Here is a 20,797-nt window from a genome sequence, read left to right as displayed (position 1 = left end):
GCCGTGCTGTCCGACAACGTGAGCCGGATCGTGGCTGTCCGGGTGACCGACCCCGGCGCCGTCGCGACCGCCGCCGCACGCCGGGTCAAGGCCCCCTCGCTCACCGGTGAGCACGGCAAGGCGATGATCATCGCCGCCGACCATCCCGCGCGTGGCGCCAACGGCGTCGGCGGCGACCCGAGCGCCATGGCCGACCGCGCCCGGCTCCTGGACCGCCTCTGTGTCGCCCTGGAACGCCCCGGCGTGACCGGCGTCCTGGCCACCGCCGACATCCTCGAAGACCTGCTCCTGCTCGGCGTCCTGGACGGCAAGAGCGTCTTCGGATCCATGAACCGCGCCGGGCTCGCGGGTTCGGTGTTCGAGATCGACGACCGGTTCACGGGCTACGACGCCGAGACGATCGCCGCAATGGGCTTCGACGGCGGCAAGATGCTCACCCGCATCGCCCTCGACGACCCGGCCACCCCCGCCATCCTGGAGAACACCGCCCGCACGGTCAACGAGCTGAACGACCGGCGGCTCATCGCCATGGTCGAGCCGTTCCTCTCCGCCTGGCAGGACGGCCGCGTGCGCAACGACCTCTCCACCGACGCCGTCATCAAGTCGATCACCATCGCCTCCGGCCTGGGCCGCCGCACGACCTACACCTGGCTGAAGCTGCCGGTCGTGGACGACATGGAACGCGTCCTCGGCGCCTCCACCCTGCCGGCGCTCCTGCTGGGCGGCGAGGTCGCCGACCCCGAAGCGGCCTTCACCTCCTGGGGCAAGGCGCTCAAGCAGCCGACCGCACAGGGCCTGGTCGTCGGCCGCTCCCTCCTCTACCCGTCGAACGGCGACGTGGCGGGTGCGGTGGACAAGGCGGTGAGCCTGCTGTGAACGGCGCGAGCAAGTACCACCTCCCGAAGGGAACTTCGGCCGACGGCCCGTACGACCTCCTGATATCACCGGAGTCGGCCGGCTGGGGATACTCCGGTCTCAGGATCCTGAGCCTGGGACCGGGTGAGGCGCACTCCCTGTCCACCGGCGGCTCCGAGTTCCTGGTCCTGCCGCTGACGGGCTCCTGCATCGTCACCACGGACGGCACGGCCTTCGCACTCGAAGGCCGGACAGGCGTCTTCGCCTCGGTCACCGACTTCGCCTACCTGCCGCGCGAGTCGCAGGCCCTGATCAGCAGCGCGCAGGGAGGTCTGTTCGCGCTGCCCTCCGCCCGTACCGAGCAGAGCCCCCTGCCGGCCCGGTACGGGCCCAAGGAGGACGTGCCGGTGGAGCTGCGCGGCGCGGGAGCGTGCTCACGACAGGTCAACAACTACTGCCTGCCCGGCACCTTCGACGCCGAGCAGCTTCTGGTGTGCGAGGTCCTCACACCCGGCGGCAACTGGTCCTCCTACCCGCCGCACAAGCACGACGAGGTCCGACCCGGCCAGGAATCCGAGCTGGAGGAGATCTACTACTTCCAGGTCTCGGGCGAGGGCGGCTTCGGATACCAGCGCGTGTACGGCGTCCCCGGGCGGCCCATCGACGTCCTCGCCGAGGTCCGCTCCGGCGACAGCGTGCTGATCCCGCACGGCTGGCACGGGCCGTCGATCGCCGCCCCCGGTTACGACCTCTACTACCTGAACGTCATGGCCGGCCCCGGCCAGGACCGGGCCTGGCTGATCTGCGACGACCCCGCGCACGCCTGGGTGCGCGGCACATGGGACGCGCAGGACATCGATGACCGACTGCCGTTCGGTGCCGAGGAGAACGACTGATGGACACGATCAGGCTCACCACCGCCCAGGCCCTCGTGCGCTTCCTCGCCGCCCAGTACAGCGAGCGGGACGGCCAGGAGCAGCGTCTGATCCCCGGCGTGTGGGGCATCTTCGGCCACGGCAACGTGGCCGGCATCGGACAAGCCCTGCTGCAGGCCGCCACCACCGGCGAGGCCGCCCTGCCCTACTATCTCGCCCGCAATGAGCAGGGCATGGTCCACGCCTCCGTCGCCTACGCCAAGATGTGTGACCGCCTGGCCACCTTCGCCTGCACCGCCTCCACCGGCCCCGGCTCCACCAACATGATCACCGGCGCGGCCCTGGCCACCACCAACCGGCTGCCGGTGTTGTTGCTGCCCAGCGACATGTTCGCCACCCGCGCCGCCGACCCCGTCCTGCAACAGCTGGAAGACGCCCGCGGCGGCGACGTCACTGTCAACGATGCCTTCCGCGCCGTCTCCAAGTACTTCGACCGCATCTCCCGCCCCGAGCAGCTCATCCCCGCCGCGCTGGCCGCGATGCGGGTGCTCACCGACCCCGTCGAGACCGGCGCTGTCACCCTGGCCCTGCCCCAGGACGTGCAGGCCGAAGCCCACGACTGGCCGCTCGCCTTCTTCCGGCGCCGGGTGTGGCACGTGGGCCGGCCGGTGCCGGAGCCGGCCGCCGTCGTGCGGGCCGCGCGCCTGCTGCGCGGTGCGAGGAAGCCGCTGATCGTCGCGGGCGGCGGGGTCGTGTACTCAGGTGCGGAGACCGCGTTGCGGTCGTTCGCCGAGGGCACCGGCATCCCGGTCGCGGACACCCACGCCGGCAAGGGCGCGGTGGCGTGGGACCATCCCTGTGCCGTCGGCGGCATCGGCTCCACCGGCTCCTACGCCGCCGCCGAGCTCGCGCGTGAGGCCGACGTCGTGCTCGGCGTCGGCACCCGTTATTCCGACTTCACCACCGCCAGCCACACCGTTTTCGGCAACCCGGACGTCGCCTTCGTCAACCTCAACGTGGCTCGCCTGGACGCCGTCAAACACTCCGCCCACCCGCTGGTCGCCGATGCCCGCCTCGGCATCCGGGCCCTCGCGGGAGAACTCACGGGCTGGGAGGTCGACCCCGCCTACCGGACTCGCACCCGCGAACTGATCGCCCGGACACGGGAGATCGAGGCAGAGTGCTTCGCGCCCGCCCGCGGCAGCGGCGATCTGCCCGCCCAGACCCAGATCCTCGGCGCGCTCAACGATGTGCTCGACGACCGGGCCGTGGTCATCAACGCGGCCGGGTCGATGCCCGGCGACCTGCAACAGCTGTGGCGAGCCCGGGATCCGAAGGCCTACCACGTCGAGTACGCCTATTCCTGCATGGGCTACGAGATAGCCGCCGGTGTCGGCGCCAAGATGGCCGACCCCTCCCGCGAGGTCGTCGTCCTCGTCGGCGACGGCTCCTACCTGATGATGGCCCAGGAGATCGTCACCATGGTCTCCGAGGGCCTGAAGGTCATCGTCGTCCTCGTCCAGAACCACGGCTTCGCCTCCATCGGCGCCCTGTCCGAGTCGCTCGGCTCGCAGCGCTTCGGCACCAAGTACCGCTACCGGGACGGCGATTCGGGCCTCCTGGAGGGCGACAGGCTGCCGGTGGATCTGGCTGCGAACGCATCCAGCCTGGGCGCGGACGTCCTGCACGCCACCAGCGTCGAGGAGTTCCGTTCGGCGATGGAGAAGGCCAGGGCCGCGAGCCGCACCACCGTCGTCCACGTCGAGACCGATCTCTACGGGCCCAACCCGCCCGGCCACGGCTGGTGGGACGTTCCGGTCAGCCAGACCTCCGCCCTGGAGTCCACCCGCACCGCCTACGACGCCTACGCCGCCCACAAACAGGCCCAGCGGCACTACCTGTAAGCCCCCGTCCCCGCAAAGGAAACCCGCACCGTGAAGACCATCGAGCACTGGATCAACGGCTCACTCACCGCCGGCGCGAGCTCGCAGAGCGCGCCCGTGTTCAACCCGGCGACCGGCCAGGAGCAGGCACGGGTCGCCCTGGGCTCGGCGGCCGACGTGGACACCGCCGTCACCGCGGCATCGACCGCCTTCGAGACCTGGTCGGATTCCTCCCTCACGCAGCGCACCCAGGTCATGTTCGCCTTCCGCCGGCTCCTCGTCGACCACGAGGAGGAACTCGGCCGGATCATCTCCGCCGAACACGGCAAGACCGTCGACGACGCCCGCGGCGAGATCACCCGCGGCCGCGAGGTCGTCGAATTCGCCTGCGGGCTCGGCGACGTCCTCAAGGGCTCCTTCTCCGACCAGGTCTCCCGCGGCATCGACGTCCACGACTTCCGCCAGCCGCTCGGCGTCGTGGCGGGCATCACCCCCTTCAACTTCCCCGCGATGGTGCCGCTGTGGATGCACCCGATCGCCATCGCGACCGGCAACACCTTCATCCTCAAGCCCAGCGAACGTGACCCGTCGGCCGCCAACTTCGTCGCCGAGCTGTACCGGAAGGCCGGCCTGCCCGACGGCGTCTTCAACGTCGTGCACGGCGGCAAGGAAGCGGTCGACGCCATCCTCACCCACCCCGGCATCGAAGCCGTCTCCTTCGTCGGCTCGACCCCGATCGCCAAGTACGTCCATGAGACGGCCACCGCCCACGGCAAGCGCGTCCAGGCCCTCGGCGGCGCCAAGAACCACGCCGTCGTCCTGCCGGACGCCGACATCGAGTTCGCCGCCAACCACATCGCCGCCGGCGCCTACGGTTCCGCGGGCGAGCGCTGCATGGCCCTCTCCGTCGCCGTCGCCGTCGCAGACGCCGCCGACGCACTTGTCGAGGTGCTGGAACGCAAGACCCGCGAAGTCAAGGTCGGCCCCGGCAACGCCCCCGGCACCGAGATGGGCCCGCTGGTGACCAGGGCCGCGCAGGAGCGCGTCGAGGGCGCCGTCGCCACTGCCCACGCCCAGGGCGCCACCGTCGTCGTCGACGGCCGCGGACTCAAGATCGACGGCCACGAGGAGGGCTTCTTCACCGGGCCCTCCCTCCTCGACCACGTCACCACCCGTATGGACGCCTACAAGGAGGAGCTCTTCGGCCCCGTGCTCGCCATCGTCCGCGCCGATTCCCTCGACCAGGCCATCGGACTCATCAACGCCAACCCCTACGGCAACGGCACCGCCCTGTTCACCGGCTCCGGCGAGGCCGCGCGCCGCTTCCAGCGCAACGTCAAGATCGGCATGATCGGCATCAACGTCCCTGTGCCGGTCCCGATGTCCTACTACTCCTTCGGCGGCTGGAAGGACTCCCTCATCGGCGACTCACCCGTCCACGGCCCCGAAGGCATCCGCTTCTACACCCGCCCCAAGGTCGTCACCACCCGCTGGCCTCAGCCCACACAGCAGCTCAGCGTCGGCTTCGACTTCCCCACCTCCAGCTAACCCCCCGCCCTCCCACGAAGGACAAACCATGGCGACGGCGTCATCCTCCCTCCGCATCACCGCAGGCAACCTGTGCCTGGGCTCCGCCCCCGACTCCTGGGGCGTCTGGTTCCCCGAGGACGAGCACCAGGTGCCCTACACCCGATTCCTCGACGAGCTGGCCGAGGCGGGTTACCAGTGGCTCGAACTGGGCCCATACGGCTACCTCCCCACCGATCCGCAGCGGCTGAGGGACGAGCTGGCCTCCCGTGGGCTCCAGGTCAGCGGCGGCACCGCGTTCGGCGCGCTGCACCGGCCGGAGGCCTGGGACGAAATGCTCGCCCACGTCAGGCAGGTGGCCGCACTGACGGCTGCCGCGGGCGCCCGTCATCTGGTCCTCATCCCGCCCATGTACCGCGACGAGAAGAGCGGCGCGTTCACCGAGTCTCCCAAGCTGACCGCCGAGCAGTGGGCCGGCTTCGGCCGCAACGCCGACCGACTGGGCAAGCTGCTCCTGGACGACTACGACGTACGGCTCGTCATCCATCCCCACGCCGACAGCCACATCCAGACCCAGCCGGAGATCGAGCGGCTGCTCAACGAGTCCGACAGCCGGTACACCAACCTGTGCCTGGACACCGGTCACGTCGCGTACGGCGGCGGCGACAACCTCGACCTGATCCGTCGCTTCGGCGAGCGGGTCGGCTACGTCCACATCAAGCAGATGGACCCCGAGATCCTCGCCCAGGTCGCCGCCGAGGACCTCTCATTCGGTGAGGCCGTCAAGCGCGGTGTGTGCGTCTCGCCTCCCGCCGGCGTGCCGAACCCGGCCGACGTGGTGGCCGAACTCGCCTTTCTCAGCGCCGAGTTGTTCGTGATCGTCGAACAGGATCTGTACCCGTGCGCTCCCGAGGTGCCGCTGCCCATAGCGGTCAGCACCCGTGAGCACCTGATCGGCTGCGGGCTGACGGGCACCCGCCGCCCTACCCTCGACCGCTAGGGGGCGCCCATGGACGTCAGGAACGGCGACCCGGCACCGACCCGCGGTACGTCGGCGGCCGACGACACCCCGTCGGCCGTCTCGCGGCGGTTGCGGCTCATCACCGTCATCGCCACCTTCGGCGGGCTCCTCTTCGGCTATGACACCGGAGTCATCAACGGCGCCCTGCCGTACATGACCGACGATCTGGGCCTGACTCCCTTCACCGAGGGCATGGTCACCAGCTCGCTGCTGCTCGGCGCGGCCCTGGGCGCGGTGACCGGTGGCCGGCTGTCGGACGCGCGCGGACGGCGCCGTACGATCCTCGTCCTCGCCGTGGTGTTCTTCGTCGGCGCGCTGGGCTGCACGCTCGCCCCCGACACCGCCGTCATGGTCGTAGCCCGGTTCGTACTCGGCCTGGCGGTGGGCGGTGCTTCGGTGACCGTGCCGGTCTATCTCGCCGAGGTCTCCCCTGCCGAACGGCGCGGAGCGCTGGTCACCCGAAACGAACTCATGGTCGTCAGCGGTCAGTTGTTGGCCTTCACCTCCAACGCGATCATCGCCCGGGTCGGCGGCGAGTCCGGCGGAGTGTGGCGCTGGATGCTCGTCCTGGCCACCGTCCCGGCCGTCGTGCTCTGGTTCGGCATGCTGGTGATGCCGGAGAGCCCACGCTGGCTGGCCTCGAAGACCCGCTTCGGCGAGGCACTGGACGTGCTGAAACAGGTGCGGTCCCGGCAGCGCGCCGAGGCCGAACTCGCCGAGGTGTCCGCGCTCGCCCTCGCCAAGGACCAGGCCAGGCTCGGCGGCCGGCAGGACATGAGGTCCACGCCGTGGCTGCGCCGGCTGATGTTCGTCGGCTTCGGCATCGCGATCGTGCAGCAGATCACCGGCGTCAACACGATCATGTACTACGGCACTCAGATCCTCACCGACGCCGGTTTCACCGCCGACAGCGCCCTGACCGCCAACATCGCCAACGGCGTGATCTCTGTGCTGTCCACCTTCGTCGGCATCTGGCTGCTGGGGCGGATCAACCGGCGCCCGATGCTGATGACCGGTCAGATCGGCACGGCCGCCGCACTGCTGATGATCGGTGTCTTCTCCCTGGTGCTGCCCTCGGGTGACGGCCGCGCATATGCCGTGCTCGCCATGACAGTGACGTTCCTCGCCTTCCAGCAAGGGGCGATCTCGCCGGTGACCTGGCTGATGCTGTCGGAGATCTTCCCGATGCGGATGCGTGGCTTCGGCATGGGCGTCGCGGCAGTGGTGCTGTGGCTGACCAACTTCGCGATCGGGCTGGTCTTCCCGTCGCTGGTCGACGCAATCGGGATTTCCAACACCTTCTTCCTGTTCGTGGTGGCGGGCGTCCTCTCCCTCACCTTCGTCAAGTTCTACGTCCCCGAGACCAGGGGCCGCACGCTCGAAACCCTTGAGGCCGAACTCCGTGCCCGCTTCTCCTGACCTTCCCGCAGTAAGGACTCGACCATGACCGTACGTGTAGGTGTCATCGGCGCCGGAATGATCGGCCAGGACCACATGCGACGACTCACCGAGGTCGTCACGGGGGCCGCCGTGACAGCGGTGACCGACATCGACGCCGCCCGCGCCGCCGAGGTCGCCGCCCGCTTCGGCGCGACCGCGCTGCCCACGGGCGCCGATCTGGTCACCTCCTCCGACGTGGACGCCGTCCTCGTCACGTCCTGGGGCCCCACCCACGCCGAGCACGTGCTCGCTGCCATAGCCGCCGGGAAACCGGTGTTCTGCGAGAAGCCCCTCGCCACCACTTCCGAGGACTGCCTTCGCATAGTCGACGCCGAACGCGCCCACGGCAACCGTCTCGTCCAGGTCGGCTTCATGCGCCGCTTCGACCCCGGTTACCGCCAGATGAAGGAGGTCATCGACACCGGCGTGATCGGCACCCCGCTGATCGTGCACTGCGCGCACCGCAACCCGGCCGTGCCGGACGCCTACACCTCCCCGATGGCTGCCCAGGACACCGCCGTGCACGAGATCGACGTCCTGCGCTGGCTGCTCGACGACGAGATCGTCTCCGCCCAGGTGGTCACCCCGCGCGCCACGGGCAAGCGGTTCGCGCACCTCAAGGACCCGCAGATCATGTACTTCGAGACGACGACCGGCGTCCGCATCGACCTCGAGGTCTTCGTCAACTGCCAGTACGGCTACGACATCCAGTGCGAGACCGTCGGCGAGGAAGGCCTGGTGCGGCTGCCCGATCCGGCGGCCGTCGGCGTCCGCGCCTCCGGCCGGCACGGTACCGCCCTTGTGCAGGACTGGAAGGTCCGTTTCGCCGACGCCTTCGACACCGAGTTCCGCGAATGGATCGCCTCCGTGGCGGCCGGGGCTGCACCCACCGGTCCCTCCGCCTGGGACGGCTACGCCGCCACCGTCATCACCGACGCAGCCGTCCGCTCCCTGGAGTCCGACGGCACGGTCGTCACCGTCGACATCAAGCCCCGACCCGCTCTCTACGGAGGCACCGCGTGAAGATCGCCCTCGACCCGTACATGTTCCGCGCGCTGCCGATCGATGACATGGTGCGTACCGTTGCCGAACTCGGCTATGGATACATCGAGTTGTCGCCGCGCGACGATTTCATGCCGTTCTTCCTGCACCCGCGCGCCGACGACGATCGGATCGCCGAACTGAAGCACTCCCTGCGCACGCACGGCGTCCAACTGTCCTCCGTGCTGCCGCTGTACAAGTGGTCCTCACCGGACGAGACCGAGCGGCAGGCCGCCGTCCGCTACTGGAAGCGGATGATCGAGATCACCGCCGACCTCGGATGCCCGCTGATGAACTCGGAGTTCAACGGCCGCCCCGAGCGCGCCGCAGAGAGCGAGGCCGCGTTCTGGCGCTCCCTGGAGGAACTGCTCCCCCTCTTCGAACGGGAGGGCATCGCCCTCAACCTGGAGGCCCACCCGGACGACTTCTGCGAGGAGAACACCCCCGCCGTCGACCTCGTCCGCGCGATCAACAAGCCCTGGGTGAACTACCTCTACTGCGCTCCGCACTCCTTCCACCTCTCCGGCGTCGGTCCGGCAGCCGACGTCGCGGCCATGATGCGCTACGCCGGCGACAAGCTGAAGCACGTGCACATCGCCGACTCCTTCAATCACAAGGGCTCCTCAGGCCTGCGCTACATCCTCAACCCGCCCGGCACCGCCGCCCGCATCCACCAGCACCTGGACATCGGCCAGGGCGAGGTCGACTGGGACGGGTTCTTCGGCACACTGCGCGAGCTGGACTTCGACGGCGTCGCCACGGCCTGTGTCTTCGCCTGGGAGGAACGGGCCCGGGAATCATCCGCGTTCATGCTCGAGCGCATCACCAAGGAACTGGTCGTTCAAGGCCATCCCTGCGCCTCTCCTGCGCAGCGGTAGACGCGATCTGCACCTGAGCCCCGTCCACGGACCGTCCGATGTCGAGTCGGCTCACCGCCACGACGACGGTCCGGGGCAGGCGCACCGGCGACGGCAGGACCGGGCGGGGGAACACCGTACGCGCTCCATGAGGGCGTACGCCTCGCACAGGTCTGCGGTCGTCACGGCCATGCCCGCCGACAGCATGGCGGAGGAGCTGCGAGCGTCGCCGTACGGCTCCACACAACAAAAGGCGAACCATGTCGATACATCCTGACAAGGTTGTTGACATCACCGATGGCTCAATCCATAGTACGAGTCACTAGAGCGCGCTAATAAAGCGCTCTAGTGACAAAGTCAGGTGCTCCGCACAAAGACCGTCGGGCACCATGCTCCGCCACTGGACGAGGGCACCCGCGCTTCCGCTCGCCGGCCTCAAGGATCGAGGGCACGCCCCTCGGCCTGGTCGCGGACCCACCTGCTCAGGTTGCGTCGCGGGCCCTCCCCGCCGTCAGCCCGCGTCCCCCACCCTCCGGCCGCGGCAACCGGCTCATCCACACCTGAAGCCGTTTCACCCCATCCAGCACAAACCATCCTGACCAGCACAGTGAGGTGCGAGGGACATGCACAGACACCACAGAGCCGCCACCCTGGCCGTCGTCATCACCGGAGCACTTCTCGCCACGGGATGCTCCAGCAGCTCCGGCGGGAAGAAGTCGGAGGACGGCGGTGCCGCCGCATCCGCGGGCAAGGCGGGTACTCCCCGCATGACCGTGGCGATGGTCACCCACGCCGCCCCCGGAGACACCTTCTGGGACCTCATCCGCAAGGGCGCACAGGCCGCCGCGGACAAGGACAACATCAAGCTCGTCTATTCCAGCGACCCCAGCGCCGGCAACCAGGCCAACCTCGTGCAGAACGCGATCGACCAGAAGGTCGACGGCATCGCGCTCACCGCCGCAAAGCCCGACGCCATGAAGGACGTCGTCGCCAAGGCCACGGCGGCCGGCATCCCGGTCGTCGGATTCAACTCCGGCGTGAGCGACTGGAAGAAGCTCGGCATGCTCGAGTACTTCGGCCAGGACGAGAGCATCGCCGGCCAGGCCTTCGGCGAACGCCTCAACCAGCTCGGCGCCAAGCACGCCCTGTGCGTCATCCAGGAGCAGGGGCAGGTCGCCCTGGAGGCCCGCTGCGCCGGCCTGAAGAAGGGCTTCAGCGGCAAGACCGACATCCTCTACGTCAACGGCACCGACATGCCGTCCGTGAAGTCGACGATCACCGCAAAGCTCAAGCAGGACTCCTCCATCGACCAGGTGGTCACCCTCGGCGCCCCCATCGCGCTGACGGCGGTGCAGTCACTGTCCGACGCAGGTGCCAAGGCCAAGCTCGCGACCTTCGACCTGAACAAGGAGCTGGTGAAGGCCGTCCAGGACGGCACGATCGAGTTCGCCGTCGACCAGCAGCCCTACCTCCAGGGTTACCTCGCCGTCGACTCGCTGTGGCTCTACAAGACCAACGGCAACTTCAGCGGCGGCGGCACCGCGCCCGTGCTCACCGGTCCGGCCTTCATCACCAAGGAGAACGCCGACACCGTCGCCGCGTTCGCCGCGAAGGGCACCCGGTGATGAGCGGGACCCGGCATGCCGAGCCGGCGGTGACCACACCGCCGGTCTCCGGCCCGCAGCAGAGCGACGGCCGGACCGCCAGGCGTCCGCTGGCGCTGCGGCTGCTGGCCCGCCCCGAGGTGGGGGTGTTCCTGGGCGCTGTCGCCGTGTACGTGTTCTTCCTGATCACGGCCCCGCCGGTGCGCGAGGGCAGCGCGATGGCGAACGTCCTCTACCAGTCGTCGACCATCGGGATCATGGCGCTGCCGGTGGCGCTGCTGATGATCGGCGGCGAGTTCGACCTGTCGTCCGGCGTCGCGGTGATCACCTCGGCGCTCACCGCGAGCATGCTCAGCTACCAGCTCACCATGAACGTGTGGGTCGGTGTCGTGGTGGCGCTGACGGTGTCGCTGGGCATCGGGTTCCTCAACGGCTGGATGGTGGTGAAGACCGGCCTGCCGAGCTTCCTGATCACGCTGGGCACCTTCCTGATCCTGCAGGGCGTGAACCTGGCGGTGACCAAGCTGGTCACCACCAACGTGGCGACCGACGACATCAGCGACATGGACGGCTTCGGCCAGGCCAGGAAGGTCTTCGCGTCGTCGTTCCACATCGGCGACGTCCAGGTGAAGATCACCATCGTGTACTGGCTGGTGTTCGCGGCGCTGGCGACCTGGGTGCTGCTGCGCACCCGGTACGGCAACTGGATCTTCGCGGTGGGCGGCAACAAGGAGTCGGCGCGGGCGGTCGGCGTGCCGGTGACGTTCACGAAGATCTCGCTGTTCATGCTGGTCGGCTTCGGCGCCTGGTTCGTGGGGATGCATCAGCTGTTCACGTTCAACACCGTGCAGTCGGGTGAGGGCGTGGGCCAGGAGCTGATCTACATCTCCGCGGCCGTGATCGGCGGCTGTCTGCTGACCGGCGGCGCCGGCTCGGCGATCGGCCCGGTCTTCGGCGCGTTCATGTTCGGCATGGTGCAGCAGGGCATCGTCTACGCCGGCTGGAATCCCGACTGGTTCAAGGCATTCCTCGGCGTGATGCTCCTCGGCGCCGTCCTGATCAATCTGTGGGTCAGCCGCACGGCGACCCGGAGGTGACCCACCCCATGACATCCACCGACAAGAGCGCTGCCCACGGGGCCGTCATCGCGGACACCGTCCCCGAGCCGGGGGACGGCCCGATCGTCGAACTGCGCGGCGCGGGCAAGTCCTACGGCAACATCCGTGCCCTGCACGGTGTGAGCCTCGCCGTCCACCCCGGGCGGGTGACCTGCGTGCTCGGCGACAACGGCGCCGGCAAGTCCACCCTCATCAAGATCGTCTCCGGGCTGCACCAGCACACCGAGGGCGAGTTCCTCGTCGACGGCCGGCCGGTGCGCTTCACCACGCCCCGCGAGGCCCTCGACCGCGGTATCGCCACCGTCTACCAGGACCTCGCCACCGTCCCGCTGATGCCGGTCTGGCGCAACTTCTTCCTCGGCTCCGAGATGACGAAGGGCCCCTGGCCCGTGCGCCGTCTCGACATCGACGCCATGAAGAAGACCGCCGACCGCGAACTGCGCAACATGGGCATCGTCCTGGACGACATGGAGCAGCCCATCGGCACGCTCTCCGGCGGTCAGCGCCAGTGCGTCGCCATCGCCCGCGCCGTCTACTTCGGCGCCCGGGTGCTGATCCTGGACGAGCCCACCGCCGCCCTCGGCGTCAAGCAGTCCGGCGTGGTCCTGAAGTACATCGCCGCCGCCCGCGACCGCGGCCTCGGCGTCATCTTCATCACCCACAACCCGCACCACGCCTACATGGTCGGCGACCACTTCAGCGTCCTGCGTCTCGGCACCATGGAACTCACCGCCTCCCGCGACCAGGTCAGCCTCGAAGAACTCACCAACCACATGGCCGGCGGCGCCGAACTCGCGGCCCTCAAGCACGAGTTGTCCCAGGTGCGCGGCGTCGACGTCGACGAGCTCCCGGAGGCGAACGACCTCACCGCACCCGTGGCGGCCACCGCAACAGACGACGCGTGAGATCGACGCGTGAGATCCGTGACGGCAGGTGATTCCGGTACCCGGCGGGACAACTCCGACGACCGTCCACAAGGCGATCGAGGCCGCCACCGCGGTCACCGGTCGCGAACGCGCCCTCGCCTTCGGCGCGTGGGGCACCGGACCTCGCTGGGACAAGGCGCCTGCCACGTCATCCTGTGGCGCACGAGCACCGACATCATCCGACCAACCCGCCGGCACCGGCACCGGCACCGCCGCAGAATCGTGACGCGCAACCGGCGAGGGCGCCGACAGCTCTCGCCGGTCGACACACGACGCCTTCAGCGCCGTGCGCCGACAGCTCACTGTTCATCGTTCGACACCGGAGACAACGTCGTCCCTCACCCCGCGGCGACGCCCTGCGGACAGCACTGCCCGCCACCGGATCCGGCTCGCCGCCTCCCGTGATGCCTCCGTTCACCGGGTCGCACCCGAGTCACTCCTGCCTGGGAATCGCGCTGCGCCCGCTGTCGAGACCGAGACGACGCCCCTGTCCGTCGTCAGCTTCGCACCCACGCCGGTCTGGACAGCACCGCCTGACCCGGCAGGCCCTGAGCCTGCCGGGTCTGCTGCGGAGGGTGGCCAAAACGTTGCGCCGGCTCCTGCCGGCCTTCCTGTCCCGGCGCCCCGGGGCGAACCCGGTGTCGGAAGCGACGGTGCTGCGGCCCTGCAACGCCGAGTCGCCGCCAGGGCCAGCCATCCTCGTCGAACGAGGCGAGTGTTCAGTTCGCCCGTGAGCAGCGCCGCGAGCGTCATATGGCAGCACGGCGTGCCGACGGTGATCGAGCGGAGCTGAGCTCCGGTGCGTCGGTTTCGAAGAGTTTCGGGTGTGTGCGCGGAGCATTGACGCACACGGGATTTTGATCCTACGTTCCGCCCGATGACGCGACCGCTGTTCGGTATCGCGGACAGCGAGCCCCCCACTGAAGGAGCGTCCGCATGAGCCGCATGTCACGCACGCGCACCTCACGCACCTCCCGACGGGTCGCCCTGCTCGCGGTCCCAGCCGCGATCCTCCTGGCCCTGACCCCCTCCGCCGCCTCCACGTACCCCAACCCCGGCGGCGTCACCGGAGCCACGGTCGTGCACGACCCGACGATGATCCGGACCTCCGGCGGCCGCTACCTCCTCTACGCCACGGGAGGCGGCCTGTCCTACCGCACCTCCACCGACCGCGTCGCCTTCGGCGCGGGCGGCGACGCCTTCCCGGCCAGGCCGGGCTGGTGGTCGTCATACGGCACCAACGAGGCCTGGGCACCCGACATCTCGTACCAGGGCGGCAAGTACTCGATGTACTACGCCGTCTCCACCTTCGGGTCCAACCAGTCGGCGATCGGCCTGGCCACTTCGACCTCGGGCCTGCCCGGCTCCTGGACCGACCGCGGGACCGTCTACACCTCCACCACCTCCAGCGACTACAACGCCATCGACCCCAACCTCTTCGTGGACGACGACGGCAAGTGGTGGCTGTCATTCGGGAGCTGGTGGACGGGGATCAAGATGATCCGGATCGACCCCTCGACCGGCAAACAGCTCTCCTCCGACAGCGGCCGGCGCACGATCGCCGCCCGCCCCACCGGGACCAAGGCGGTCGAGGCGCCCTACGTCGTGAAGCGCAACGGCTACTACTACCTCTTCGCCTCGTACGACACCTGCTGCGCCGGCACCGGCTCCACCTACAAGGTGAAGGTCGGGCGCGCCACCGCCGTCACCGGGCCGTACTACGACAGGAACGGCGTGGCGATGACGAACAACGGCGGCACGCCGGTCCTCGAGTCGCACGGGCGCTACATCGGGCCGGGCGGCCAGTCGATCATGCACGACGCCGACGCCGACCTGATCGTCTACCACTACTACGACGGCAACGACAACGGCAGGCCCAAGCTGGGTCTCAACCTGCTGAACTGGAGCAGCGGATGGCCCGTTGCCCAGTGACAGTGATGACGTCGGCGGTGACGCAGCAGGTGAACTGACTCGCCTTCGACAAGCAGCCGCCCCACAGCGGGCCGACTGCGGGCGAGTCTCGAAAGAACCGCACCTGAGGCGTGATCGAGTCATGGCCAACCCCGCCCTGAGCACCCCGCCCATCCGGGTCCTGATCGCCGACGACCAGGCGATGGTCCGCACCGGTTTCCGGTTCTTTCTGGACGCCCGGCCGGACATCACGGTCGTGACCGAGGCCGTCGACGGGGAGGAGGCGGTGGCTCTGGCCCGTCGCCTGCGGCCGGACGTGTGTCTGCTGGACATCCGATGCCGAGGCTGGACGGTCCGGCGGCGACCCGGCTGCCGGCCGGACCCGACGTGGCCGACCCGCTGCGGGTCGTCGTGGTCACCACCTTCGACCCGGACGAGTACGTGTACGGGGCGCTGCGCGGCGGAGACTGCGGTTTCCTCCTGAACGAAGGACTCCGGGCCGACCCTTCTCGCCAAGGCGGTCCGCGCCGCGGCGAGAGGCGGCTCCCTGGTCTCGCCCTCGGTCACGGTCCGACTGCTGAGGCACCTGACCGCGCCGGAGCGCAGAGCCTCCGCCGAGCCATTGACGGTGGAACGCCAAGACTCCGTCGAGCCGTAGGCCACCCTGACCGAACGCGAACTGGATGTCGTGCGGCTGATCGCGGTCGGCCGGACCAACGCCGAGATCGCCGCCGAACTGTACGTCTCCCTGTCCACCGTCAAGACGCATCTTTCCAGCGGCCAGGTCAAGTTGGGCGTCCGAAACCGCAGAGAGTCGCCGCCTGGGCGTGGCAGAACGGGCAGCTTCGGCCGGAACCCCGGAGCTGACATGGGCAGCCGGCGCCGGCGGAGCGGGTGCGCCGGCCGGCCAGGGTGCCCGTCTCCTCCGGTGTCGCCGCCGCTGCTCATCCCACCGGGACGCCATCGCCAGCAGTACCGGGGATGACGGCGATGCGAGCGGCATGAAGCCCGTGCGCACCAGGGTGGCAATGACCCCAGGGACCAAGGAGCCGGCGGCTTCCTCTGCAGGGCTGACCTGGGGGCTCCCTCGCGGCATGGCAGCCTTGCGGTCAACCGCCTAGGCGACCACGGCGACGCCAGGTCCACGTCGAAGGGCATGCGACCGTCGGGGCGGAGTCAGTCAGCCGTCTGTGCCGGGGCCGCCGTCGCCTTCCGCAGCAGCGGCCTGCTGCCGGCGATCGCGGCGAACATGCCGAGAGCGCCGACGACGTCGACCCGGCGGAGCTCGCGGCGATCCTGCGCGAGCTGAGCGAGGACACCGACCCGCCCGGCGGGTTCATGGCGTCCGTCGCGCAGCAGCTCACCGCCGCCGCGAAGCGAGCCGAACGCATCGGGCATGACCGCGACGGCGGCGGCCTCGTGCCCGCTGCATGAGGCCGCCGCCCTGATCACCGACAACGCCTGGCTGTGCCTGATCTGGGCTGCCAGCGACTTCACCCCCAAGGAGACCCCGAATGGCCTCGATGCTGTACCCGTAGTTCAACGTGTCGAGTAAGCAGATTCCATCCTGAAGTCGCAGGTCACGGGCCTTGTGTGAGTGTCGGCCGGCGAGCTCGGGCTGGTCGAGGGGGAGATCGATAGCGCGTGATCGTCCGTCACGGGCACGGTCCGCCGTTCCAGGGCGGCCCCGGCAGCCGGCCGCGTATCGCTGGGCGGTGCCCAGATGGTGGCGGACCGGTCGTCAGGCAGGGTTCAACGTGCCGGTGACGACGTCCACCGCGTGGCGGCGGTGGGCGGCGAAGAGAGGGAGGGCGGCCTGAGGGTCGCGGGCGCGCAGGGCGGCGGCCAGCGCATGGTGCTCCTGGGGGATGCAGCCGAGGTAGCCCTCGGTGCTGAGGCCGATGCGGGTCAGCAGGAACAGGTGGACCTGGCAGCGGATGGCCTCCCAGGCCGCGACGAGACGCTGGTGGCCGGTGGCGGCGAACACGGCGTCGTGGAAGGCGATGTCCAGGCGGACCATGTCGTGCGGGTCCGTCGTGCGGTCCATCACGCCGGCCGCCTTCTCGATGACCGCGAGACTCTCGTCCGAGGCGTGCGCGATGACCTGCTGGACGGCGAGATCCTCCAGCGCGCCGCGCAGGCTGTCGAGCTCGGCGACATCGTCGGCGGACAGTGTCGTGACCACGGTGCCCCGATGCCAGGCGCAGTGCACCAGCCCCTCGCGTTCCAAAACGCGCAGAGCCTCACGCACCGGACCCCTGCTGACCTGCAGCACGCCGGAGAGTTCGACCTCTCGCAGCGGTGCTCCGGGGGCGTACGCACCGCTGAAGATCGCCTCCCGGATCCGGTCGGCGACCTCGTCGGCCAGTCCGCGACGGCGGACGGGGGTCACCGCGCGATCTCCCGTGAGTTGCGTTTTCTCCATGTCGTGATGTTAACATTTCACAGTTGTCGTAATGTCAACATTGCGACAACTGGAGGGACCGGTCGTCCGGCCAGGAGAGAGGTGTTGTCCATGAAGGTGTTCCAGATTGGTGCCGCCGGAGGTGTCGGCAGGAGGCTCGCCGGCCTGCTGTCCGCGCGCGGTGACGACGTGACCGGCATGCACCGCGGCCCGGCCCAGGTCGGGACGATTCGCGCGACCGGTGCGACGCCGGTGACCGGCGACCTGATCGCCGACTCTGTGGAAGAGCTCGCGGGCAAGCTCGCCGGGCACGACGCAGTGGTGTTCTCGGCCGGCGCCCACGGGACCGGCATGGACAAGACCACGCTCATCGACGGCAAAGGCCTGGAGAAGGCAGCCGCTGCGGCAGAGGCCGCCGGAGTCGCGCGCTTCGTCCTCGTCTCCGTGTTCCCCGACGCCTTGCGCGGCGAGGGAGCGTCCGAAGGCTTCGAGCACTACGTCAAGGTCAAGAAGAGTGCCGACGTCCATCTCACCCGCACCGGCCTCAATTGGTTGATCATCCGCCCGGGCACGCTGCTGGACGGACCGGGCACCGGGCGGGTCACCGCCGGGCCCGCTGTCGAGTACGGCGACGTGCACCGTGACGATGTCGCCGCGTTCATCGACGCCGCTCTGCACGAGCCCGCCCTCAGGCGCGTCATCGTCGAGCTGACCTCCGGCGACACTCCCGTCGCGGACGCGGTCGCCCGCCTCGCCTGAGCTCGGCGCTCCTGCCCGCCCCTGCATCCCCCACCAGAGAAGGACAGCCACCTTGACTGCGATCGATTCCTACAGCCACGGCGTCTCGGGCGAGCGCGAGTTCGGCTTCGCCCAGGCCATCAAGGTCGACCACACGATCTATGTCTCGGGCCAGCTCTCCCACGACGAAGAGGGCAACTTCCTCTACGCGGACGACTTCGAGGCGCAGAGCGAGCAGGTCTTCGCCAACTTCGAGAAGGTCCTCGCCCACTACGGCGCCACCCGTAACCAGGTCGTCTCCGAGACCCAGTTCATCGTGGACCTGCCGAAGTACAACAACGCGATGGCGGCCGCCAACCTGGCCTACTTCGAAGACCACCGCCCCACCAGCAGCACCATCGGCGTGGCCCACCTGTTCTTCCCCGGCCAGCTCATCGAGACCAGCTTCGTCATCGACACCCGTCTGCCCGCCTGATGGCACAGGCGTACTGGAGCTCAGTCTTCACCAGCTCCGCAGACGAGACCTGGGCGGTCGTCCGGCGGTTCAACGGCCTGCCCGACTGGCACCCGGGCATCCGGGCGAGCGAGATCATCGAGGGCGGGGGCGGCGACGGGCTCATCCCCGGTGCGGTCCGCCTTCTCACCGGGGTGGACGGCAGCATCTACCGGGAACGGCTCGTGGGCCTGGACGACGCCGGCCGGAAGCTGAGTTACGAGATCGTCGAGGCACCGCTGCCGGTCTGTGGCCACCGCTCGACGCTGCACGTCCAGCCCGTCGCCGACACCGGCGGCGCCTTCCTCAGCCGGCACGCCACCTTCGACCCGGCCGAGGGCACCACCGCCGGGGAAGCCGCCACGTTCCTCGAAGCGGCCTACGCCCCCGCCCTCGCAGGCCTCCACACGCTCCTCGCCTGACACCGGACGACAGCCGCCCCGGCCGACGACACCGATCACGAAAGAAGCACCCCTCATGAGTTCCCTATTCACCCCCCTCACCCTGCGATCCGTGTCGATACCCAACCGAGTGTGGATGTCCCCGATGTGCATGTACTCCGCGGCCTCCGAAGGCCCGGACACTGGTGCGCCGACCGATTTCCACCTCGCCCACCTGGCCTCCCGCGCCGCCGGCGGTGCGGGCTTGGTGATGGCCGAGGCCACCGGTGTCCGGCCCGACGGGCGCATCAGCCCCTGGGACCTGGGCCTGTGGAACGACCGCCAGCAGGACGCGTTCACCCGCATCACCGCGGCCATCAAGGCGCACGGCGCCGTCCCGGCCATCCAGCTCGCGCACGCCGGCCGCAAGGCGTCGGTGGACAAGCCCTGGCTGTCCGACCGCTACCTGCCCGAAGCCGAGGGCGGCTGGCAGCCCGTCGCCCCCAGCGCGATCGCCTACGACGGACTCGCTCTCCCGCACGAGCTGGCCGTGGACGAGATCCAGCAGCTCGTACGTGACTTCGCGGATTCCGCGCGGCGCGCGCTGGCCGCCGGCTTCCAGGTGGTCGAGGTGCACGGCGCCCACGGCTACCTGATCAACTCCTTCCTCTCCCCGGCGTCCAACCACCGCACCGACGCCTACGGCGGCAGTTTCGAGAACCGGATCCGTTTCGCCCTGGAGGTCGTCGACGCCGTCCGCGCGGTGTGGACCGAGGACCTGCCTGTCTTCTTCCGCACCTCGGCCACCGACTGGCTGACCGAGAATCCCGAGGACCAGCGCGAGGGCTGGACCGGGGACGACACCGTCCGCCTGGCCAAGGAACTCCAGGCCCGCGGCGTCGACCTGCTGGACGTGTCCACCGGCGGTATGGTCCGCGACGCCAAGATCGTCGCCGGACCCGACTACCAGGTCCCCTTCGCCGCCCAGGCCCGCCAGGCCACCGGCATCCCCACGGCAGCCGTCGGCATCATCACCGAACCGCAGCAGGCCGAGGACATCCTCACCAGCCGGCAGGCCGACGCGGTCTTCCTCGGCCGCGAACTGCTCCGCAACCCCTACTGGCCACAGCACGCCGCGCTCGCGCTCGACTCCGAGCCGACCTGGCCGGACCAGTACGCCTACGTCGTCAACCGCCGCAAGCGCTGACCCTCGCCCCTCTACGGCCTTCGCCGCGATCCCCTCACCACGGGGGCGCGCTGTACCACCGCACCGGGAGGTCCTCATGAACCACCTTCAGGACAAGGTTGTCGTCATCACCGGCGCCTCCTCCGGCATCGGCGCCGTCAGCGCCAAGGCTCTCGCCGCCCACGGTGCCACAATCGTCGCCGCTGCCCGCGGCCAGGAAGACCTCGACCCGCTGGTCGCCGACATCAACAAGGCCGGCGGCACCGCCGCCGCCCGGCTCACCGACGTCACCGACGCCGCCGACATGCAGGCACTGGCCGACTTCACCGTCGCCACCGGCTGGGCCGACAAGGTCACCGACCCCGCCGGCCGAAGGGCCGCCCAAGAGCTCAACAGCATCGCCATCAGCGCGCAAAGCGTCGCCGACGCCGTCGTCTACGCCCTCGACCAGCCCGCCGGCGTCACCGTCAACGACCTGATCATTTCCCCCACCCGTCAGAACTGGTGAGCGCCATGCGCTCCACGCCGCACGAAAGGA

General features: G+C 69.5%; 19 protein-coding genes and 1 pseudogene. 18 read left to right on the top strand and 2 right to left on the bottom strand.

Translation table 11 applies throughout. The features are described from left to right. The first annotated feature begins 3 nt into the window (after window positions 1-3). The 13 genes and pseudogenes from OHS82_RS37945 to OHS82_RS37885 all read left to right on the top strand — a co-directional run bounded on the left by OHS82_RS37945 (window position 4) and on the right by OHS82_RS37885 (window position 15,925). Window positions 4-876, top strand: coding sequence for a Cgl0159 family (beta/alpha)8-fold protein (locus tag OHS82_RS37945; RefSeq protein WP_057581364.1), 873 nt, complete (start codon window positions 4-6; stop codon window positions 874-876). After that, window positions 873-1,751: a 5-deoxy-glucuronate isomerase gene (gene iolB, locus OHS82_RS37940; RefSeq protein WP_328435491.1), complete on the top strand. Its 879-nt coding sequence runs from the start codon at window positions 873-875 to the stop codon at window positions 1,749-1,751. Before OHS82_RS37945 ends, iolB begins: the two co-directional genes overlap by 4 nt. Then, the gene (gene iolD, locus OHS82_RS37935; RefSeq protein WP_328435490.1) at window positions 1,751-3,634 is read left to right on the top strand and encodes a 3D-(3,5/4)-trihydroxycyclohexane-1,2-dione acylhydrolase (decyclizing); all 1,884 of its coding nucleotides are present in this window, start codon (window positions 1,751-1,753) and stop codon (window positions 3,632-3,634) included. Before iolB ends, iolD begins: the two co-directional genes overlap by 1 nt. Before the next feature lie 30 nt (window positions 3,635-3,664). Beyond that, the gene (locus tag OHS82_RS37930; protein WP_328435489.1) at window positions 3,665-5,161 is read left to right on the top strand and encodes a CoA-acylating methylmalonate-semialdehyde dehydrogenase; all 1,497 of its coding nucleotides are present in this window, start codon (window positions 3,665-3,667) and stop codon (window positions 5,159-5,161) included. A gap of 28 nt (window positions 5,162-5,189) precedes the next feature. Then, complete coding sequence (locus OHS82_RS37925) at window positions 5,190-6,140, top strand: TIM barrel protein (protein WP_057581357.1); 951 nt, start codon at window positions 5,190-5,192, stop codon at window positions 6,138-6,140. A 9-nt stretch (window positions 6,141-6,149) separates the two neighbouring features. After that, a complete protein-coding gene (locus OHS82_RS37920; RefSeq protein WP_057581355.1) occupies window positions 6,150-7,580 on the top strand; it encodes a sugar porter family MFS transporter in 1,431 nt (476 codons plus the stop codon). Window positions 7,581-7,604: 24 nt separating this feature from the next. Then, complete coding sequence (locus OHS82_RS37915) at window positions 7,605-8,624, top strand: Gfo/Idh/MocA family oxidoreductase (protein ID WP_057581353.1); 1,020 nt, start codon at window positions 7,605-7,607, stop codon at window positions 8,622-8,624. Next, window positions 8,621-9,520: a sugar phosphate isomerase/epimerase family protein gene (locus OHS82_RS37910; RefSeq protein WP_328435488.1), complete on the top strand. Its 900-nt coding sequence runs from the start codon at window positions 8,621-8,623 to the stop codon at window positions 9,518-9,520. Before OHS82_RS37915 ends, OHS82_RS37910 begins: the two co-directional genes overlap by 4 nt. 602 nt (window positions 9,521-10,122) lie before the next feature. Then, entirely contained in the window at window positions 10,123-11,124 is a 1,002-nt protein-coding gene (locus OHS82_RS37905; protein WP_057581348.1) for a sugar ABC transporter substrate-binding protein, read from the top strand. Next, a complete protein-coding gene (locus OHS82_RS37900; RefSeq protein ID WP_057583922.1) occupies window positions 11,124-12,200 on the top strand; it encodes an ABC transporter permease in 1,077 nt (358 codons plus the stop codon). The genes OHS82_RS37905 and OHS82_RS37900 overlap by 1 nt, the downstream gene beginning before the upstream one ends. Window positions 12,201-12,208: 8 nt before the next feature. Then, window positions 12,209-13,126: an ATP-binding cassette domain-containing protein gene (locus OHS82_RS37895; RefSeq protein ID WP_328435487.1), complete on the top strand. Its 918-nt coding sequence runs from the start codon at window positions 12,209-12,211 to the stop codon at window positions 13,124-13,126. Window positions 13,127-14,092: 966 nt separating this feature from the next. Then, entirely contained in the window at window positions 14,093-15,079 is a 987-nt protein-coding gene (locus tag OHS82_RS37890) for an arabinan endo-1,5-alpha-L-arabinosidase (RefSeq protein ID WP_328436154.1), read from the top strand. 121 nt (window positions 15,080-15,200) lie between these two features. After that, window positions 15,201-15,925, top strand: a pseudogene (locus tag OHS82_RS37885) (response regulator). A 309-nt stretch (window positions 15,926-16,234) separates the two neighbouring features. Here OHS82_RS37885 and OHS82_RS37880 read toward each other — a convergent pair. Further along, window positions 16,235-16,555 (bottom strand): hypothetical protein, encoded by a 321-nt coding sequence (locus tag OHS82_RS37880; protein WP_328435486.1) that lies wholly within the window; start codon window positions 16,553-16,555, stop codon window positions 16,235-16,237. 244 nt (window positions 16,556-16,799) lie between these two features. Then, on the bottom strand, window positions 16,800-17,483 hold the full coding sequence (locus OHS82_RS37875) for a GntR family transcriptional regulator (RefSeq protein ID WP_328435485.1): 684 nt from the start codon (window positions 17,481-17,483) through the stop codon (window positions 16,800-16,802). 90 nt (window positions 17,484-17,573) lie between these two features. Here OHS82_RS37875 and OHS82_RS37870 point away from each other — a divergent pair, with 90 nt between their 5' ends. From OHS82_RS37870 to OHS82_RS37850, 5 genes are all read left to right on the top strand, one after another. After that, the gene (locus OHS82_RS37870) at window positions 17,574-18,221 is read left to right on the top strand and encodes an NAD(P)H-binding protein (protein ID WP_328435484.1); all 648 of its coding nucleotides are present in this window, start codon (window positions 17,574-17,576) and stop codon (window positions 18,219-18,221) included. Window positions 18,222-18,273: 52 nt separating this feature from the next. Next, on the top strand, window positions 18,274-18,675 hold the full coding sequence (locus OHS82_RS37865) for a RidA family protein (RefSeq protein WP_328435483.1): 402 nt from the start codon (window positions 18,274-18,276) through the stop codon (window positions 18,673-18,675). Continuing rightward, window positions 18,675-19,115: an SRPBCC family protein gene (locus OHS82_RS37860; protein ID WP_328435482.1), complete on the top strand. Its 441-nt coding sequence runs from the start codon at window positions 18,675-18,677 to the stop codon at window positions 19,113-19,115. The genes OHS82_RS37865 and OHS82_RS37860 overlap by 1 nt, the downstream gene beginning before the upstream one ends. Before the next feature lie 55 nt (window positions 19,116-19,170). Next, window positions 19,171-20,280 carry an NADH:flavin oxidoreductase/NADH oxidase gene (locus OHS82_RS37855; RefSeq protein WP_057582492.1) on the top strand — a complete coding sequence of 370 codons (1,110 nt, stop codon included), beginning with the start codon at window positions 19,171-19,173 and terminating at the stop codon, window positions 20,278-20,280. Window positions 20,281-20,356: 76 nt separating this feature from the next. Beyond that, on the top strand, window positions 20,357-20,767 hold the full coding sequence (locus OHS82_RS37850) for an SDR family NAD(P)-dependent oxidoreductase (protein ID WP_328435481.1): 411 nt from the start codon (window positions 20,357-20,359) through the stop codon (window positions 20,765-20,767). The last annotated feature ends 30 nt before the right edge of the window (window positions 20,768-20,797 follow it).

This window comes from Streptomyces sp. NBC_00425 (genome assembly GCF_036030735.1).
Taxonomy (GTDB): domain Bacteria; phylum Actinomycetota; class Actinomycetes; order Streptomycetales; family Streptomycetaceae; genus Streptomyces.
The sequence above is the reverse complement of the archived record's forward strand: the minus strand, read 5'-3'. Positions and strand labels throughout refer to the sequence as shown.